Annotated in this window: 15 protein-coding genes and 1 pseudogene; 8 read left to right on the top strand and 8 right to left on the bottom strand. The window is 70.0% G+C overall.

Going from position 1 to position 17261, the window contains the following annotated elements; all coding sequences use genetic code 11:
- The first annotated feature begins 30 nt into the window (after positions 1-30).
- The 3 genes and pseudogenes from QHF89_RS30235 to QHF89_RS30225 form a co-directional block, all read left to right on the top strand.
- The gene (locus QHF89_RS30235) at positions 31-330 is read left to right on the top strand and encodes an FtsB family cell division protein (protein WP_232379981.1); all 300 of its coding nucleotides are present in this window, start codon (positions 31-33) and stop codon (positions 328-330) included.
- A gap of 48 nt (positions 331-378) precedes the next feature.
- Entirely contained in the window at positions 379-2037 is a 1659-nt protein-coding gene (locus QHF89_RS30230) for a GspE/PulE/PilB domain-containing protein (protein ID WP_136970845.1), read from the top strand.
- A 62-nt stretch (positions 2038-2099) separates the two neighbouring features.
- Positions 2100-2716, top strand: a pseudogene (locus QHF89_RS30225) (methylmalonyl-CoA mutase family protein); the annotation flags it as partial.
- 370 nt (positions 2717-3086) lie between these two features.
- Here QHF89_RS30225 and QHF89_RS30220 read toward each other — a convergent pair.
- Genes QHF89_RS30220 through QHF89_RS30200 form a run of 5 tightly spaced genes read right to left on the bottom strand, consistent with a single transcriptional unit; the run spans position 3087 to position 7936 of the window.
- Positions 3087-4454, bottom strand: a complete 1368-nt coding sequence (locus QHF89_RS30220) for a sigma 54-interacting transcriptional regulator (protein ID WP_136970846.1) — start codon at positions 4452-4454, stop codon at positions 3087-3089.
- Between the two features lie 41 nt (positions 4455-4495).
- Positions 4496-5854: a serine/threonine-protein kinase gene (locus QHF89_RS30215; RefSeq protein ID WP_136970847.1), complete on the bottom strand. Its 1359-nt coding sequence runs from the start codon at positions 5852-5854 to the stop codon at positions 4496-4498.
- 50 nt (positions 5855-5904) lie between these two features.
- Positions 5905-6945, bottom strand: coding sequence for a hypothetical protein (locus QHF89_RS30210; RefSeq protein WP_136970848.1), 1041 nt, complete (start codon positions 6943-6945; stop codon positions 5905-5907).
- Positions 6912-7307 carry a hypothetical protein gene (locus QHF89_RS30205; RefSeq protein WP_136970849.1) on the bottom strand — a complete coding sequence of 132 codons (396 nt, stop codon included), beginning with the start codon at positions 7305-7307 and terminating at the stop codon, positions 6912-6914. Before QHF89_RS30205 ends, QHF89_RS30210 begins: the two co-directional genes overlap by 34 nt.
- Positions 7304-7936, bottom strand: a complete 633-nt coding sequence (locus QHF89_RS30200) for a hypothetical protein (RefSeq protein ID WP_284721110.1) — start codon at positions 7934-7936, stop codon at positions 7304-7306. Before QHF89_RS30200 ends, QHF89_RS30205 begins: the two co-directional genes overlap by 4 nt.
- Positions 7937-8237: 301 nt before the next feature.
- On the opposite strand from QHF89_RS30200, the gene QHF89_RS30195 reads away from it, so the two are divergent.
- Positions 8238-8651, top strand: coding sequence for a hypothetical protein (locus QHF89_RS30195; protein ID WP_136934673.1), 414 nt, complete (start codon positions 8238-8240; stop codon positions 8649-8651).
- A gap of 10 nt (positions 8652-8661) precedes the next feature.
- Here the strand turns inward: QHF89_RS30195 and mutY are convergent, their stop codons facing one another.
- The gene (mutY, locus tag QHF89_RS30190) at positions 8662-9789 is read right to left on the bottom strand and encodes an A/G-specific adenine glycosylase (RefSeq protein ID WP_284721109.1); all 1128 of its coding nucleotides are present in this window, start codon (positions 9787-9789) and stop codon (positions 8662-8664) included.
- A complete protein-coding gene (locus QHF89_RS30185; protein WP_136970851.1) occupies positions 9786-11087 on the bottom strand; it encodes an aminopeptidase P N-terminal domain-containing protein in 1302 nt (433 codons plus the stop codon). The genes mutY and QHF89_RS30185 overlap by 4 nt, the downstream gene beginning before the upstream one ends.
- Positions 11088-11276: 189 nt before the next feature.
- On the opposite strand from QHF89_RS30185, the gene QHF89_RS30180 reads away from it, so the two are divergent.
- The 4 genes from QHF89_RS30180 (at position 11277) to QHF89_RS30165 (ending at position 14189) form a co-directional block, all read left to right on the top strand.
- Positions 11277-11822 (top strand): hypothetical protein, encoded by a 546-nt coding sequence (locus QHF89_RS30180; RefSeq protein ID WP_284721108.1) that lies wholly within the window; start codon positions 11277-11279, stop codon positions 11820-11822.
- A 33-nt stretch (positions 11823-11855) separates the two neighbouring features.
- Positions 11856-12416 (top strand): hypothetical protein, encoded by a 561-nt coding sequence (locus QHF89_RS30175; protein ID WP_136970853.1) that lies wholly within the window; start codon positions 11856-11858, stop codon positions 12414-12416.
- Complete coding sequence (locus tag QHF89_RS30170; RefSeq protein ID WP_136934669.1) at positions 12413-12901, top strand: hypothetical protein; 489 nt, start codon at positions 12413-12415, stop codon at positions 12899-12901. The genes QHF89_RS30175 and QHF89_RS30170 overlap by 4 nt, the downstream gene beginning before the upstream one ends.
- Before the next feature lie 61 nt (positions 12902-12962).
- Complete coding sequence (locus QHF89_RS30165) at positions 12963-14189, top strand: phosphodiester glycosidase family protein (protein WP_284721107.1); 1227 nt, start codon at positions 12963-12965, stop codon at positions 14187-14189.
- Positions 14190-14551: 362 nt separating this feature from the next.
- Here QHF89_RS30165 and QHF89_RS30160 read toward each other — a convergent pair whose 3' ends face one another.
- A complete protein-coding gene (locus tag QHF89_RS30160; RefSeq protein WP_136970854.1) occupies positions 14552-17077 on the bottom strand; it encodes a hypothetical protein in 2526 nt (841 codons plus the stop codon).
- Positions 17078-17261 lie beyond the last annotated feature (184 nt).

Genomic DNA, 17261 nt, shown 5'->3' with positions numbered 1-17261 from the left:
GGTGCCCCCGGCCATGGCAGGGAGGGAGACGTGCGTCGACTCACCTTGGCGATCGAGCGGGTTCTGCCGGTCGGGATCCTCGTCGTGGCGGTCATCGGGGTCCCGGTGATGATCCTTTCGCCGGAGGGCCTGCCGCGGCTGCGGGGGCTCGAACGGGAGCTCGAGCAGGTGGAAGAGGAGAGCGCGGAGATGCACCGCGAGATCGACGCGCTGCGGGGCCGGGTCGAGCGTCTGCGGGACGATCCGACGGCGGTCGAGCGCATCGCGCGGGACAACCTCGGGCTCGTGCGACAGACCGAGGTCGTCTTCCAGTTTCCCGCGTCGCGCTGAGGGTCCAAGGGGCCCCTCGCCAGCATAAAGAGTGATATCGTTCGCGCCGTGTCGGTCGAGTTGGGGCGACGCCTGATCGCGGCGAACCTGGTGACGCGGGAGAAGGTGCAGGCGGCGCTGCTCCTGTCGGTCGTGCGGGGAATCCCATTCACGCGCGCGCTCGTGGATCGCGGGGCGATCACGGAGGCCGAGCTCGACGAGGAGATCGCGCGCTACGCAGGGCCGGGGCTGCGTCACGTGCAAGGCGCGCCGGAGCTCGTGGCGAAGCTGCCGCGCGCGATGTGCCGGAAGCTCTGCGCGCTGCCGACGCGGCTCGATCCGTTCACGGGGACCGTGGACGTGGCCGCGGCCGATCCGCTGGACACGCACATCGAGTCGGAGATGTCGTTCCACCTCGGCGCGCCGGTGCGCGTGCTGCGCGCGCCGATCGGCGCGGTGGAAGAGGCGATCCGGCGGATCGAGCTCACGGCGGCGCAGCCCGAGGCCCCGAAGAAGCCACGAGGCCGCCGCATCACGCCGGCCTCGCCCTATGGCGCGCCGCAGTCGTCGATCCCGCCGCCGCCCACGATCAGCACGCCGATCCCGCTGGTGAAACGCGTGCCCGAAGGAAGCGACACCGACGGGTCGCAAACACCCGCAGCGCCGGCGACACGACGCGGAGCGCCGGGGACGCTGCGCGGCGCGGTGCCGGTGGAGAGGGTCGTTCGTTCGGCGCTGCCGGCGACGAAGGCCGCGGCGGCATCACCGGCGAGCTCGGACGATCCGCCGCGCGTGTCGTTTCCCTCGACGCCGCCGCCGGGCCCCGCCTCGGTGCCGTCGCCGCTCGCCGTGGCGCCGCCCGAGCTCACGGCGTGGCGCGGCGCGACACGTCCGACCCTGGATCCATCGGTCTTCTCGCGTGTGCCTTCGAGCAACGGGGGTACGGCGCCGCGCGTCGTGGGCGACGCGGCGAACGCGGAGAAGGCCGAGCGAGCCGCGGCGATGTGGACGACGCACGACGCGCCCGTCTCGCACGCGCTCGCGCCAGCGCTCGGGGGCCCGATCCCGGAGCCGTCTGCAGGGCCGAACTCGTTCGCGCCTGCGCCGTCGGCGCGTCGTGGGGGAGTGTCGGTGCCGCCGCCTGCGATGTCGCTCCCGGTGCCTGCGAAGGCCCAGGTAACGGCACCTGCGCCGGTGACCGTCTCGGATCACGACGAGGAGCCGCAACGCCAAACCTTCGTGGGTCCGCCTCCCCTGCCCTTCCCGGATCCGAGCGCGATCCTCGGGGCGCTCGCGCGCGCGGCAACGCGGGACGAGATCGTCTCGCTCGCGCTCGGCGGCGCGGCGCTCTTCGCGCGTCGCGTGGCGCTCTTCGCGGTCAAGCGCGACGGGTTCCACGGTTGGACCTGCAACGACGAGTTCGGGGACGAAGAGGCGCTGCGGGCGCTCTCGATCCCGCTCGACGTGCCGAGCGTGTTCGCGACGGCGACGGCGACGTCGATCTACCTCGGGCCCGTGCCCGAGACGGGGGCGCACGAGGGGCTGCTCGCGGTGATGGAGCGCGCGAGCCCGGACGTGGCCGTTGTGGCGGTGCGCGTCGCGGGGCGGCCGGCGGCGGTGCTCATGGTCGATGATCTCGGCGACACGCTGACCGGCACGCGCAGGATGGACGAGCTCGCTCGCGCCGTGGGCGAGGCGCTCGCGCGGCTCCTGTCGGCGCGCGGGTAGACGAACGTCGAGGACGACGAACGACGAAGAGCGACGACCGAGCGGAAGGTCACGCGAAGGCGATCTCGACGTCGATGACGATCAACGCGACGGCTGCGATCCTGCTCTCGCTCTACATCGCGGTCGCGGACGAGGCCGGGGTCCCGAGGGACAAACTGCGCGGCACGATCCAGAACAACATCTTGAAGGAGTACATGGCGCGCGGACGTACATCTACCCGCCGCGTCCTTCGATCCGGCTCATCAGCGACATCTTCGCGTTCTGCTCGAAGGACGTGCCGTACTGGAACACGATCTCGATCAGCGGCTACCGCCAGACCGCGGGGATGACGCTGCTCGCGCAGCAGCCGATGGTGAACGTGGTGCGCGTGGCGATGCAGGCGCTCGCCGCGGTGCTCGGCGGTTGCCAAAGCGTGACGGATTTCGTGGATCCGCTCGGTGGAAGTTACGTGGTCGAGGCGCTGACGACGCGGCTCGAACAGGCGGCGCGCGAGTACATCCGCAGGGTCGACGATCTCGGCGGCATGGTGTCGGCGATCGAGCAGGGCTACGTGCAGCGCGAGATCCAGGCAGCGGCGTATCGCTATCAGCTCGAGATCGAGGAGAAGAAGCGCGTCATCGTGGGCCTGAACGAGTTCACCTCGGAGAGCCCGCCCGTGACGGTGGTGAAGATCGATCCGCGCATCGAGCGCGAGCAGGCCGAGCGGACGCGCGCGTGGCGCGCCGAGCACACCGAGATCCTCACCATCTGACGGGCTGTCGTTGCGCTGGGGCTTTGCCCCAGACCCCACCGGGGCTGTCCGCCCCTGGACCCGGACCAGCGAGGCGCTGGACCCAGGACGATGAACTGCGCGGTGCGCAGTTCATCGCACAGGCCGAGTCAAGACCCGCAGCGACCCTGCCCGAGGGCGTCGTCCGGGCTGTTGGAAGAACTGCGCATCGCGCAGTTCTTCCACCCAAGGTCCAGCGCTGGCGCTGGTCCGGGTCCAGGGGCGGACAGCCCCTGGTCGGGCCCGGGGTGAAACCCCGGCGCCACGCTTCGCTGGACGATCACGTATCTCCGGGATCGTAGAGCCCGCGCTTCTTGAGCAGCGCGCGGAGATGGTTGCGCGCGACGTCGGCCTGGCGCGAGGCCTTCGAGAGGTTGCCGCCGCAGCGACGGACGAGGGCGTCGAGATAGGCGCGCTCGAAACGATCGATCGCGCGGGCCTTGGCTTCGGCGAACGTTCCTTGGAGGTCGAGCGGCTCGCGCTCGGCCTCGCTCCCGCGGAAACCAAACCCCTCGCCGGCGAGATCGTTCTCCGTGATCGTCCCGTCCTGGCAGAGCGCTGCCGCGCGCGCGATCACGTTGCGCAACTCGCGCACGTTGCCCGGCCACTTGCGCAGCGTGAGGCTCCGCAGCGCCTCCTCCGTGATGGAGAGCGGGCGCTCGGACGTGGAGAGCTCTTCGAGGAAGTGACGCGCGAGCAGCGGGATGTCTGCGGGACGCGCGCGGAGCGGCGGCAAGAAGACGCGCGCCTCGGCGAGGCGGAAGTAGAGATCCTCGCGGAAGCGGTGCGCCTCGATCTCGGCGCGAAGATCTCGGTGCGTCGCGGCGATCAGACGAAAGTCGACCGGGATGATCTCGTGGCCGCCCACGCGTGAGAACGTGCGGCTCTCGAGGACACGGAGCAGCTTCGGCTGCAGGTCCATCGGCAGCTCGCCGATCTCGTCGATGAAGAGCGTGCCGCCGTGGGCTCGCTCGAACGTGCCGATATGCCGCGCGTCGGCGCCCGTGAACGCGCCGCGCTCGTGACCGAAGAGCACGCTCTCGGCGAGCGTCGGCGGGATCGTCGCTGCGTCGAGCACCACGAACGGGCCCTCGCGCCGCGGCGAGTGCTTGTGGATCGCGCGGGCCAGCTCTTCCTTGCCCGTGCCCGTCTCGCCTTGCGCGAGCACGGTGAGCTGGCTCGGCGCCACGCGCTCGAGCGTCGCGAAGAGCTCGCGCATCTCGGCTGACACGCCGATGAGCCCGCCGAACCGGCCGCCTTCGCTGCCGCGCTCGGGCTCGGCGCGATCGTCGACCTCGAGGCGGACGAGCGAGTCGCCGATCTTGAGCAGCGCGCCTGGGCCGAGCTCGGCCTCGTTGAGGCGGTGCGGGCCGAGCCACGTGCCGTTCGTCGTGCCGAGATCCCGCACGAGCACGCGGCCCTCGGGCCTGCGCTCGAGCTCGAGATGCGTCGCGGAGATGCGCGGATCGGGGATGACGAGGTCGTTGGTCTGGTGCCGGCCCACGGTGGCGCGGGCCCGCGTGACGAGAAGCGTCTTGCCGGCACCCGGTCCCTGGGTGACGACGAGGCGCGCGACGCCGCCGCCCTGTTTGGCTTGGCGGGGCGCGATTTCGGTCGCGGGAAGCTTAGGGGAAGCGGTGTCGCTCACGGTCCGCTCGGAGGGGTATCATGAACGGGGCGCCGCGTACTCTAGAAACCCGCTTCGTTCACCTGCGTGAGGGGCTTGGTCCCGCCTCGCGTCGTGACTGCTGGACGTGTCGGAGGAACCGAAGCCGAAGAGGCGGCTGTGCTGGTTGCTTGCACCACGGGGCGTACTTCGCTCGTGGTGGACGTGGTTGCCGGCGTTTGCGTGGGGCTCGGCGGGGCCTTCGTTCCAGGAGCGGGCTCTTGCGGGGTCCGTGCGGCGCCGCTGGTCGTGGGCTTCGGGGGGGCGATCTGCGTGGTCGGGGCAGGATCCCGCGTCCAGAACGTAGCGGCCATCGCGCCGAGGACGGCCGCGCCTGCGATGAGGAAGGCGCCTGCGAGGGCGCGGGATCGCTGCGGCTGCGGCGCGGGGTTCTCGGCCGGGATCGTCGTGGGCATCGGCGCGGGCGAAGGCTTTGGCGCCGTCGCGCTCGCGGGTTTCTTTGCCTCGGGGGGCGGCGGCTCGGCCGGCGTCGGATCCGCGGCGGCCGAGCAGAGCGCCGTCGGGAGCGCTTCGGCCATCTCGCCGGCGTCCTTGAAGCGCTCGGCGCGATCGGTGCGCAGGCAACGATCGACGATCTTCGCGAGCGCGGCGGGCACGTCGCTCGCGACCTCGGCGAGCGCGGGCGCGTCCTTGCGGCGAATGGCGGTGAGTACAGCGTTCGCGTTCGGCGCTTCGAACGGTCGCCTTCGCGCGAGCATCTCGTAGAGGATCACGCCGAGCGCCCACACGTCACTGCGCGCGTCCACGTCCGGATCGCCGAGCGCTTGCTCGTAGCTCATGTACTGCGGCGTGCCGAGCACCTGCCCCGTCGCCGTGAGCGTCGCGCAGAGCTCGGGATCTGCGGCCGCGGCGCGCACCTTGCTGATGCCGAGATCGATGATCTTCGGCACCGTGCCGCCGCCGTCACGATGCAGGACGATGTTCGCGGGCTTGAGATCACGATGGACGATCCCTGCCCGATGCAGGGCCGCGACGCCGCGCGTGATCGCGAGCGAGATCGCGCCGGCTTCTTTCCAGCCGAGGGGCGGATCGCGGGCGATGCGATCGGCGAGCGTCTCGCCGTCGAGCAGATCGAGGACGAGGTAGAGGAAGCCGTCTTCGGTCTCGCCCACGTCACGCACGCCGACGAGGTGCTCGTGCTGGGCGATCGCGAGCAGGCGCGCCTCTTTCATGAAGCGATCCCGCACCTCGGTGCGCCATCCGGCCGCGTCGAGCGAGATCGCCTTGATCGCGACCTCGCCGCCGGAGACGCGATCCTCCGCGACCCACACGGTCGCCATCGCTCCCTCCGCGAGGGGGCGGACCAGCGCGTAACGCTCGGCGAGGACGCGGCCGATCTCCACTCCCCGAAGGAGTATCACACGCGCCTCGTTTCCGGGGAGATACGCGCTCTGCCGGATCGCGCTTCGGCTCAGTCCGAGGTCATCGGGGTGATCACGATGCGATCGTCCTCGGTGCTGTCGAGGGCGGCCTCCACGACGACACGGACGCCGCCGCAGGCGAGCTCGAGGACCTTCGGCGCGCGCGTGCGCTTCCGGCACGCGGGATCGTCCGAGATCCGCGCCGAAAACTCGCGCCGTACGAGCTCCGTCGCGCGGGACACGCCGGCCGCTCGACCGCTCGGATCTCCGAGATCGATCGCCCGACCGGTGAACGTTTCTTCGAGGCGCACGAAGAGATCCGGCCCGCCGATCGTGACACGCCGCGGCCTGCCCCGCGCATCCTCGACGATCACGACTTCGACGGTGGCTTGACGCTCCTCCGTGCCCTCCCCCTTCGTCACCTCGTACGGCAACTCGAAGAGCTTTTCACAGCGCATCTCTCCTCCGCGGGCTTCGTCGTTCCACGTGCACCTGGGCCACGGGAGCGAGAGGCTCCATGGAACGAGGAGCTCCGCTTTCGCTTCTACGATCGGGCGCGCGAAGGCGTCCGGGTCGAGCCACACGCGGAGCGACGTCATCATCTGCTCGCGCGCGGCGCTCCGCATGCCGGCGAGCCTCGCGAGGCGAGCGTTCGTGCCCATGACGGCACGATCGAAGCCGCCTTCCGCGCTTGGCCCCTTCTCGGCGAGTCGTTCGAGCCGTTGCCGCGCCTCGGCGGCGTGCGGGCCGCGTGGGAGCGCCGCGAGGTAGACGTGCAGGCCTGCGGCAGTGCCCCGGTGCTCCTCGAAGTAGAGCGGCTCGGCCATCGTGTAGAACGCGCGCACCTCCGTCGCGAACGTGCCGTCGGGGTACTGCGCGAGGTAACGCGCCGCCGCGACGATGCGCCCTTCGAGCGTCGGCGAGATGCGCGCCTTGCGGAACGCGCCGTACTCGGCCGTGGACGTCGTGACGGGGCGGAGCGCGGCGCAGCCCGAGGCGAGCGCGACGAGCGCCGCCGCGAGGACGATCCATCGAACGAAGGCGCGCCCCGCAGGCATCACGGCTTCGCCTCCGGCGGACAGAAGTTGCACTCGGTCGAGATCGTCGATCCCTGATCCGCGACGAAGCTCGCATACGTGTCACACGAGGCCGCTTCGAGTGCGCGCAGACAAACGTCGCCGTCGTGCACGAGGGGATAACAGCCCTCGGGGAACGATTGCGCAGGCTGCATCGGATCACAGGCGCGCGCGCACGCCGCCGTGGAAAAACCACACTCCTCGCAACGCGCGCAGTCGACCGCGGCCTTCTCGCGGAAGAACGCGGCGGCGTCGAGATCGGCGGGCGCTTCGCCGCAGCTCCCGATGTCACCCACGGTCGGCGCGGCGACGACGAGGACGAGCATCGCGGCGAGGCGGAGGATCTCGGCGCGGCCGATCCCGCGAGCCTGCGTCATGGCAAGAACTCCACGTCGAGGATCAGGCCGAGCGACGCCGAGAGCACGGGATACGCCGGATATTTCTTCTCCCACGTGCTCGCCCCGTAGAACAGGCTGCCCGCCACGTCGAGGACGAGCCCGAGCCCGCCCGTCACGAAGAACGCGCCGCCCCCCGCGACCGTGAGGCCCACGTTCAGATCCGGCGAGAGCAGGATCTCCGGGCCCGCTCGTCCATACGCGAGCAGCCGGCCTGGCCCGCGGTACATCAGGACGTACCCGGGGGTGAGCACGGTTTGCCCGACTCCGCGGAGCGCAAACGAGAGCCCCAGCATCCCTCCATGCTGCAAGCCGTCGGGCGGACCGAACGCAAGCGCGCCCATGAGCGTCGTGTACGGCGCCGTCGCGCTCGGCGACTCCGCCGATGCGCCGAGCTGCGTGGCCAGCCGATACGGGTTGTTGAAGCGAAGCCCGCCGCCGAACGAGAGCCCGGCGAGCGTACGCAGGTACCCCTTGGGGGGCGCCGACAGGGCCTCGTAGAGCGCGCGCCTCGCTTCGGCCCCGTCTTCTTCCCGCGCGGCGGGCGCGTCTTCGGCGGCGATCGCGGTCCCGGCCCAGGCGAGGACACACCCGGTCGCGAACGTCGTCACGAGGGCCGTCGAACGTCGGGGGCGCGGGCGTTTTTCGCGCATGTAGGGGCCCTTGGGTCTTACCGCGTAACGTGCGTTCTTCGCACGTCAAATCACGCGCGCGACTCTTGCATTCGGTCGGAGCGTGAGCAGCAACAAACCCCTCAAGCCGGCCCGATCCGGGGCGAAACACGCGCGGGCGGCCGCCCCGTCCACCCAGGCTCCGCCCCCCGCATCGAGCGTACGCAGCAGCGAACACCGCCACGGCGACACCCCCTCGCGGCGCGCGGGGATGTCGTTCGACGAGAGGGCTCCGCGTCCCGTGCTCGAAGACCTCGACGAGTTCGCCGCGCCGCCTCTGCCGGGCAAGGTGCATCCGGCCAACGCGATGGACGAGCCCGTGCACACGCTCGACGACAGCGATCGCGTTTTTCGACATCACCCGAACGATCAGGTGAGCGAGGGCTTCTCGTTCGATCCCGACAATGCCGACGCGGCAGCCGATCTCGCCGGCGATCTCGGGGCCGAGTTCCTCGAAGGCGCGACGCGCGGCCGCGACATGAGCGACGTGATCTTGTCGGACGAGGGCCAGGACCTCGAGACGCCGTTCCTCGTCGAGGAGATCGGCGCCGAGGCCGAGGACGTGTACTTCTCGGAGGACGATCGTACGAGGATGGAAGATCCGCGCGAACGGGACAAACCTGCCTCGCGCAAGCGCGCAGGCCCCACGGAGTGAACCGAGGGCGTTACGCGCGGGCCTTTTTCTTGCGCGTCGCGCCCTTCTTCTCCGGCTTTGCCGCCGCGAGGATCTTGCGCGCCAGCGTCGAGACGCCCACGCCCTCGGCGCCTCGCTCCATCCATGCGAGCCGCTCGTACGGCGCCGTCGTCGGCGTTTCGAGGGGCCAGGGTCGGTCCGCGCGCGCGCGCAGCACGAGCACGTCGAGCTCGCGGTGCGTGAGCACGTGCTCGACACGTCCCACCTCCGTGAGCTTCGCCTCCACCGCGACGCCTGCGCCGCGGAGGGAAGGCTTCGCGTCTTCGGCCGTCTGCGCCTCGACCATCGGCGGCTCCCACAACCCGCCGAACAGCCCTCCCTCCTTGCGCCGCGCGAACAAGAAGCGCCCCTCGTGCTCCACCACGGCCGCGACCATCGCCACGCGCGGTGACGCTCGTTTCTCCCCCACGATCGGCAGCTCGCGCTCCCTGCCCTGCGCACGCGCCGCGCACGCGTCGCGCACCGGGCAGATCAGGCATGCCGGGTTTTGCGGCGTGCAGATCGTCGCCCCGAGCTCCATCAGCGCCTGGTTCCACGCGCCGGGCTCCTCCCGCGGGACGAGCCGCTCCGCCACGCTCCAGATCCGCTTCAGGCCCGCCGTGCTCTTCACGTCGTCCTCGATCGCTTCGAGGCGCGCGAGCACCCGCGCGACGTTGCCGTCCACGAGCGCCGCGGGCCTATCGAACGCGATGCTCGACACGGCGCCCGCGGTGTACGGGCCGATCCCGCGCAGCTTCCGCAGCTCCGCGGCTTCCGCGGGGAACACGCCGCCGTGCATCGAAGCGACCTCCTGCGCGCAGCGATGCAGCTCCCGCGCGCGCCGGTAGTAGCCGAGGCCGCTCCAGAGCGAGAGCACCTCGTCGATCTCGGCGGACGCGAGCGCCCGCACGTCCGGAAACCGCTGCAAGAACCGCTCGTAGTACGGGATCACCGTCTCCACGCGCGTCTGCTGCAGCATCACCTCGGACAGCCAGATCGCATAGGGATCCCGCGTCCTGCGCCACGGCAGATCCCGCGCGCTCTTGCGGAACCAGCCCTTGAGCTCGACGGCGAGCGTTGCCTCGCGCGCCGCCGCGCGGCCCTTCGTTGTTTGCTTCAAGCGTTTCGACAGGCGCGCTCGACCTCGTCCGGCGCCTTCGGGATGTCGGCCGTCAGGTTCTCGTAGCCCGTGGCCGTGACCAGGATGTCGTCCTCGATGCGGATGCCGATTCCGCGGTACTCCGCAGGCGCCTTCTCGTCGTCCGGCGCCACGTAAATCCCCGGCTCGATCGTCAGCACCATCCCGGGCTCGAGCGGGCGCGCCTCGCCGTCGCGGTAGTAGGGCCCCACGTCGTGCACGTCCATGCCGAGCCAGTGGCTCGTGCGGTGCGGATAGAGCCGCTTGTACGTCTCTTTCTCGATGATCTCGTTCACGTCGCCCGAGAGCAGCCCCTCGCGGACGAACCCCTCGACGAGCGTACGCACCGTGATGTCGTGCAGCGCGTCCACCGTCACGCCCGGCTTCACGGCCTCGATCGCGGCCATCTGCGCGGCGAGCACGATCTCGTAAAGCCGCCGCTGCACGGGCGAAAACGTCCCGTTCACGGGGAACGTCCGCGTCACGTCGGACGCGTAGTACTCGTACTCGCAGCCTGCATCGATGAGCAGCAGCTCTCCGTCGACGAGCTGCTTCCGGTTCGCGTGGTAGTGCAGGATCGTCGCGTTCGGCCCAGCGCCCACGATGGGCGTGTACGCCGTGCGTTCCGCGCCGTTCCTCCGGAACACCTCGCGGATCTGCGCTTCGACCTCGTACTCGTAGCGACCCGGCGCCGCGAGCCGCATCGACCCGAGGTGCGCCTCGCGCGTGATCGCCGCGGCGCGTCGCATGAAGCCGAGCTCTGCCTCCGACTTCAGCGCGCGCATCTCGTGCAGCACGTTGCCCGGCTCCACGATCTCCGTCGGCCACGTCTTCTTCGTCCGCGTCCCCTTCATCCGGAGGAGCTCCCGCGCGCGGAGCATGCGATCGTCGAGGGATCGGTTCTGGCCGAGCTTGTAGAAGAGCCGGTGGTAGCCCTCGAGGTAGTCGAGGAGCTTGTCGTCGAGCTGGTCGATGGTGAACGCGGCGTCCGCGCCGAACTCGGCCTTCGCGCCCTCCACGCCCGCGCGGGCCCCGTCGTACTTCTCGCGCTCCGGATCCCGCTTGCGCACGAACAGAACCACCTTGTGTTCCGGGTGCTTCGGGGCCAGAAGGAGCACGGCCTCGGGCTCGCCGAAGCCCGTGAGGTAGTGGAAGTCGGAGTCCTGGCGGTACTCGTGGTGGACGCTGTTGTTGCGGATGAGCTCCGGCGCCGCCGGAAGAACGAGCACGCCTTGCAGTCGCTCGAGCAGTTGTTTGCGGCGTTCGGCGAAGATGTTCATCGGGCCGAGACTCTAGCGCAGAACCTTGGCCGGCCAAACCCGCGACGTGCCCGCGCGCGCCTCCTCCCCCTCGCCCTCGCCGCGCTCGCGTGCCTCCCCCTCCTCGCTGGCTGTCGTGAGCGCCCGCGCCCCTGGGAGCAGGCCGGCGGCGCCGCCTCCGCGCCCGACGCCCCGCCTCCGACCCCGCCCTTGCCCAAGCTCCCGCCCTCGATGCTCGGCGAGGCCCCGGCCGATCCCGACGGCGGCGCCGCCGAAGCAGGCCCGGCTGCGCGGAACGAGGATCCCATCGCCTCGCCTGTGCGTGTGGGAGGACCCTGGATTCGCTGTTACGGCAATTTTCGGCTCGAAGGGGATCCAAGGAAGGATCTCACGCGCCTGACGATGCTCTGTGGCCCGGAAAACGGGATGCGACGGCTCACGAAGGAGCCGGTCGAGGGGGAGGTCGCCGAGGGGGGCGCGCCCGTGCCGTTTCCGCTCGAAGCGAAAAAAGGCGAGTGTTATCGGATCTTTGCCGTCGCCGAGTCGAGCGTGGCCGACCTCGACGTCGTGGTGCGATCGAGCCGAGGCACGTCGATCGCCGCGGATCACGGCGAGGATCGGTGGCCCATCGTCCAGCCGGATCGTCCGTTTTGTCCTCTGGAAGACGATACCCTGACGGTGGAGCTTGCCGCCCGGCGCGGAAAAGGAAAGGTCGTCGCGGAGGTTTGGGCGCTCCGCGTGTCGATGTTCGATTGACGAAGGCTCCCTTCCTGACTAGTGAGCCGGCGGATGGGCGACATCGACGATCTTCCGAGCCGTGAAGAGCCGCCCGAGGGGGAGAAGCCGGAGACGGAGCGGCGGCGCACGTTCGACCGTGCCATTCCGGAGCTGCTCAAGCGCGCTGTCGAGCGCGCCGTCGAGACCGGCGTCGGCAAGCTGAGTGAAGGCCCCGACACCCTTCGGCATTTCGTGGGGGACATGAAGCTGCCGAAGGAGGTCTTGAACTACCTCTACCATCAGATCGACGACACGAAGACCGGTCTGTACCGCGTCGTCGCGAAGGAAATCCGCGACGTCCTCGAGCACACGCAGTTCGCCGACGAGCTGACGAAGGTGCTCACGAAGCTCTCGTTCGAGATCAAGACGGAGATCCGCTTCGTCCCGAACGACGCGCGTCCCGCCGAAAAACCTCCGGCCGAGGAGGGGGATGAAGGCGAGGCAGAGGAGGACGAGGCAGGAGCAGCGGAGGGGCAGAAGGGCTTGCCGAAGCCGAGCGTCTCCGCGCAGGTGACGGTCAAGGATCGAGGAAAAGAGACGCGGCGCGAGCGCAGAAGACGCGAGGGTACGTGATCACGAAGAAGCCGAAGACCGGTGGCGAGATCGATTCTTATTGCACGAAATGCAAGCTCGACCTGACTCACCGCATCATCGCCATGGTCGGCGACGAGGTGAAGAAGGTCGAGTGCAAGACGTGCGGCTCCCATCACCTCTACCGCCGCCCGAAGAGCGAGAAGCTCGCGCCGCTGGCGCCAAAGACGAAGGCCGCCGGCGCAACGAAGCGCGAAGGCGGCGAGGAGCGCAAGACCTCGGGCGGTCGCGCGAGCGCCGCCGCGCAACGCGAGCGTGACCAGACGGTCCAGTGGGAGCACGCGATCGCCGGCCAGCCGATGGGCGCCTTCAAGCCCTACCGCGTCACGCTCACGCTCGGCCCAGGCGAGCTCGTCCGTCACCCGAAGTTCGGTGACGGCGTCGTCGCCCGCGTGATCGATCGCGGCAAGGTCGAGATCCTGTTCAAGGACGGCCCCAAAACGATGGCCCACGGTCAGGTCGTCTGAAGCGCGACACACACGCCTCCGCTTGGGTCCTCGGCTCGTCCTGGGCTACCCTCCCGGCCCCGTGACCGCCCCCGAGACAGAAAAAAAGAAGAAGCCTCGGCGCTGGCGACGGCGTGTGGGGATAGGCCTCGGCGTGACGCTCGTCGCGGGGGGCGCGACGTGGTGGGCGATCCACAACGTGCCAGGCTTCGGCCCCGCGCTCGCAGACGGCGTGCGCGCGGTGCTCGGCCCCTCCGTGGTCGCATGGATCGAGGACACGGCCTACGGCATCGCCGACCGCGTCAACGTCTGGCGTCACGGCGACGAGGCCCCCACGACGTTCTGGGAGACGCCAGCCTCGTCCTCAGCCGCCCTGCCAGCCGCACCCGCACCCGAGGTCGTGCCCGCGAAGGCCGACGTCGCCGACGCCTCCGCGCCCGAGACCCCGAGCTTCCCCCCGCCACGCTTCGAGCCGCCCTTCACGAACGTCGCAGCGACGGGCGACGGGACATGGCTCGTGATGCAGGAGGGCAGCCGCGCAGGCGAGCCGCCCGTGATGGTCAAAGGTGTGGTCCACCCCGATCCAAAACGTGGCTTCGCCGCGGTGGCCGTCGTCGCCATGGACCTGACGCGCGTCGCCATCCGCCTCGTCGCAGGCACGACCGAGCCCGTCTCGCAGAACGTGCCGCTCTCCGAGCGCCCCGGCCTCGTCCCGGCCACGGAGCACCTGGACCTCATCGCAGCCTTCAACGGCGGCTTCAAGGCGCTGCACGGGCAGTACGGGATGATGATCGGGGGCAAGACGTTCCTGCCCCCCCGCGACATCGCCTGCACCGTGGGGCTCTACCGCGACGGCGCAATCCGCATCGGCACCTGGCCCACGCTCGCGCCGACTGAGGCACAGATGGCGGCCTACCGGCAAGCACCCGCATGTCTCGTCGAAGGCGGCGAGCTCAACACGAAGCTCACCGAGTACAACAAGAACTGGGGCGCGACGGTCAGCGGTGAGACGGTGATCCGCAGGTCCGCGATCGGCATCGACGCCGCAGGGCGCACGCTCTTCTACGCGCTCGGCGAGGCCGTGACGGCGCAATCCCTGGCGCGCGCGATGAAAGCCGCAGGCGCGCGCGACGCCGCGCAACTCGACGTGAACTACGCCTATCCGCGCTTCCTGCTCTTCGAACACCCGCCCGTCGCAGAACGCCGCGTCGCCTCATCGCTCGTGCCGCACGTCGACTACCGCACGCACGACTACGTGAAGGACCCGTCCCCGCGCGACTTCTTCTACGTCACGCGCCGCAGCCAGTAAGGTTTGTCCGTTGCGCCGGGGCGCTGCCCCGGGCCCCGCGGGGGGCTGTCCGCCCCCTCGACCCCGGACCAGGCACGGCCTGGACCGCGGTTGGAAGAACTGCGCGGAGCGCAGTTCTTCCACCGGGCCGGTGGCAAGACCATCGAGGTTGGTTTCAAGCTGGCGACGGGTACGTCGCCAGTCGAACCGTCAGCGCTGCTGTCTTGGTGGGCAGGGGCCTCGCCAGTCTTGACCCTGCCTGTTCGATGAACTGCGCATCGCGCAGTTCATCGACCCCGGGTCCAGCCCCTGGCTGGTCCGGGTGCAGGGGCGGATAGCCCCTGCTGGGGCCTGGGGCAAAGCCCCAGCTCCGCGCCTGAAGCCTACGCCTTCGGCCGCGCGAGGTTTTCCTTCAGATCGATCCACCACACCGGCGCGCCTGCCGCGGGTTCGCCGCCGGGCGGCCCGACGCTCACCTCGACGCGGATCGGACCTACCGCGCGCATGTAGATGCGCTGCCCGACGGCTGTCGCGCCGAGCTTGCAGATCGCGATCTCCACGCGCGGATCGTCGGCGGCGACCTCGCCGTCGTCCTCGGCGCGCATGTACAGCACCTCGACGTTTGGCTTCGTGCATGCGCCGACCTCACGCCACACGTCGTACTCGACCGACGGATCGAGCACGTCGGCGAGCTGGCCGTGGCGGTTGCGGCCTACGCGGTACTTGAAGGCGTCGCGCTTCTCGGCGCGCACGCTCGCGCCGATGCGTTCGAAGCGCATCGCGAGGGCGCCGAGCGCGCATGCCGTCTTCACGGTCGGCGCGCCGAGGTTCAGGCGATCGGGCTCGATGAACCGGTGGATCTTCACGTTCTTCGGCAGCGTCGCCGTGAGTTTGTCGAGCAGCGCCGGGTGCATGCTCATGCGACCGCCGAGCATCACGCGCAGGCCGTCGTAGGGATCCGGATCACGCCCGATCTTCTCGAGCGCCTTCTCCAGGCCCACGCGCACCTCCTCCACCGCCTCCGAGAACCAGCCGTCGATCTCCGCCGCGATGGCCTGCCGATCCACCTCGAGCGGGAGATCGAAGAACGGACCGTCGAGCGTGGCGAGCTTGATCGACTTCGGCAGACGCGCGTCGCCGCCTTCGAGCAGCGGCCGGATCGCGTCCTTCAGCACCTCGGCGTTCGCGCGTCCTTCCGGGCTCGCGACGAGCAGGTGCTCGAGCGCGCCCACGGGCGTCTCCTCACTCGGCCGATCGAAGGGCACGCGCGCCGCGCCCACGCTCGCCTCGGCGGCGACGTAGATCCGGTAGGCGAGCCTGTGCAGGAGCCGCTCGCCGCCGAACCACGGGATGCTCGTCGGCTCCAGGTACTCGATCATCCGCTCGTGGCCGCCCTCCATCTGCTCGTCGGGTTTGGCGTTGCGGAACAGACCGAAGACCACGCCCGTCTCGCTCGCGCCCGCGTCGATCGCCACGAAGGGCACCGGATCGGGCTTCGGCTGCACGGCGAACGCGCGGAACGCGAAGGCTGCGAACGGGATCGCCGCGGGGCCCGCGTCCACCACGTTCAGCATGTCCATGTCGTGGAACTCCATCATCCCGGCGGGCAGGCTGCGGAAGAGGCCGCGACGCACGGCGACGAGCGCGCTCTTGCGCCGATCCTCGTTCCAGCCCGACGGCATCGCCACGAGGTAACGCGTGTGGATCCCGCGCGTCCTGTGGTTGACGTGCAGGCCGATGTAGTAGGCGTAGAGCTCGATCGGATCGAAGGGATCGTGTGCGCCGATCCCGTCCTCGTCGATGATGGGCGGCGCCGGCTTCTTGAGCGTCTCTTGCGTCTCCGGATCCCCGCGCCCGCGCAGCGAGATCTTCTCCTTGCGGTCCACGCGCTCGCGCAGCATCGGCAGGTGCGTCAGCGTCGAGGCGCCGAGCGAGATCGACTCCTCGCCGCCTCGCTTGCGCGCGGTGCGTGCTGCGTGCCCGATCGTCACCTCGCCCCAGCGTGTCATTGGCAGGATCACGCGATCGCGCCACGCCTTCAGCGTCCGCCCGAGCTGCTCGAACGAGATCTCGCTCGGGTTCTCGTAGTCGGCCGACACCACGGGCGCGCTCGTCGCGCCGATGCGCACGAGCTCCGGCGCGCTCCGATCGCCGCGCAGTGCGACGACCGTCGTGCTCGATCCGAGATCGATCGACACCCACTCCTTGAGCACGTCGTGCTTCGGATCGCGCCGCTTCACCTCGGGCGGCACCGCGTCCTTGTCCGTGCGCCCGATCCGCTTGTGGATGCCGACGACCTTGCCCTGGCGCAGGATCGCGATCGCCGTCTGCCCCACGTACCGCGCGCCGTTCCAGAGCCCGGCCGAGGGATCCGTGAGCAGGTGCCCTTTCACGCAGGGCAGGTTCGCCACCACCGTCGGGAACAGATCGGCGAGCTGATCACTCGACGCCGCGCCGTCGTACCGCTCCACCTTGATCGCGGGGCTGTAGTAGTCCTGCGCGCCTGCGCCGTAGATGCGCGGCGTCGTCTGGATCAGCTTGAGGTACGGGACGGGCGAGGTGTGTTCGTCGAGCCTGTACTCCTGGTACTGCTTCGTCCATCCGATCTGGTTTTCCATCTCGGGGCCGATGCGGGGCACGCTCGCGTTCATCTCGGTGCCGAAGTAGAGGAACTTCGTCGGCGCGCCGCCCACATACGCCGCGATCCGCACCTCGATGAACGACTGCGAGGCTGGAAGTGGAGGCAGCGGGATCGTGTAATCGAGCACCAGCGTGGTGGACCAAGGCTGATCGAACAGGCGCGACTCCCACCTTGTCACCAGCGTCGGAAAGCCTCTCCCCTCGAGCGAAGTGAGCCTCTCGGCCTCGCGAAGGTGGGCGTCGTCGATCGACAGCTCGTAGAGCGACATACGGGGGCGACCTTAACACGAACACGCTGGCGGTCGGCAAAGGCCCTTTCGGGCATCCGCGACCCCTGCGGCGACGCCCGCGGCCTGCCGGCGCCCTCGCCTTTTCTCCCACCCGCCTCCTGGGCTCGCGCCCGGCACCCGTGGTAAGCTCGAGACGTGTTGGATTCCTTCCGCTTCTCGCGAG

Origin of the sequence: Polyangium sorediatum (assembly GCF_029946465.1) — a bacterium.
In the GTDB taxonomy this organism is placed as follows: Bacteria; Myxococcota_A; Polyangia; order Polyangiales; family Polyangiaceae; genus Polyangium; species Polyangium fumosum.
Note: the sequence above shows the minus strand (reverse complement) of the source record. Positions and strands in the feature narration are given on the sequence as shown.

What these genes read in the sequence shown, in the direction of transcription:
- QHF89_RS30160 (WP_136970854.1), bottom strand. Translation starts at nt 17,077, where the DNA reads ATGTCGCTCTACGAGCTGTCGATCGACGACGCCCACCTTCGCGAGGCC.
- QHF89_RS30175 (WP_136970853.1), top strand. Translation starts at nt 11,856, where the DNA reads ATGGGCGACATCGACGATCTTCCGAGCCGTGAAGAGCCGCCCGAGGGG.
- QHF89_RS30205 (WP_136970849.1), bottom strand. Translation starts at nt 7,307, where the DNA reads ATGACGCAGGCTCGCGGGATCGGCCGCGCCGAGATCCTCCGCCTCGCC.
- QHF89_RS30185 (WP_136970851.1), bottom strand. Translation starts at nt 11,087, where the DNA reads ATGAACATCTTCGCCGAACGCCGCAAACAACTGCTCGAGCGACTGCAA.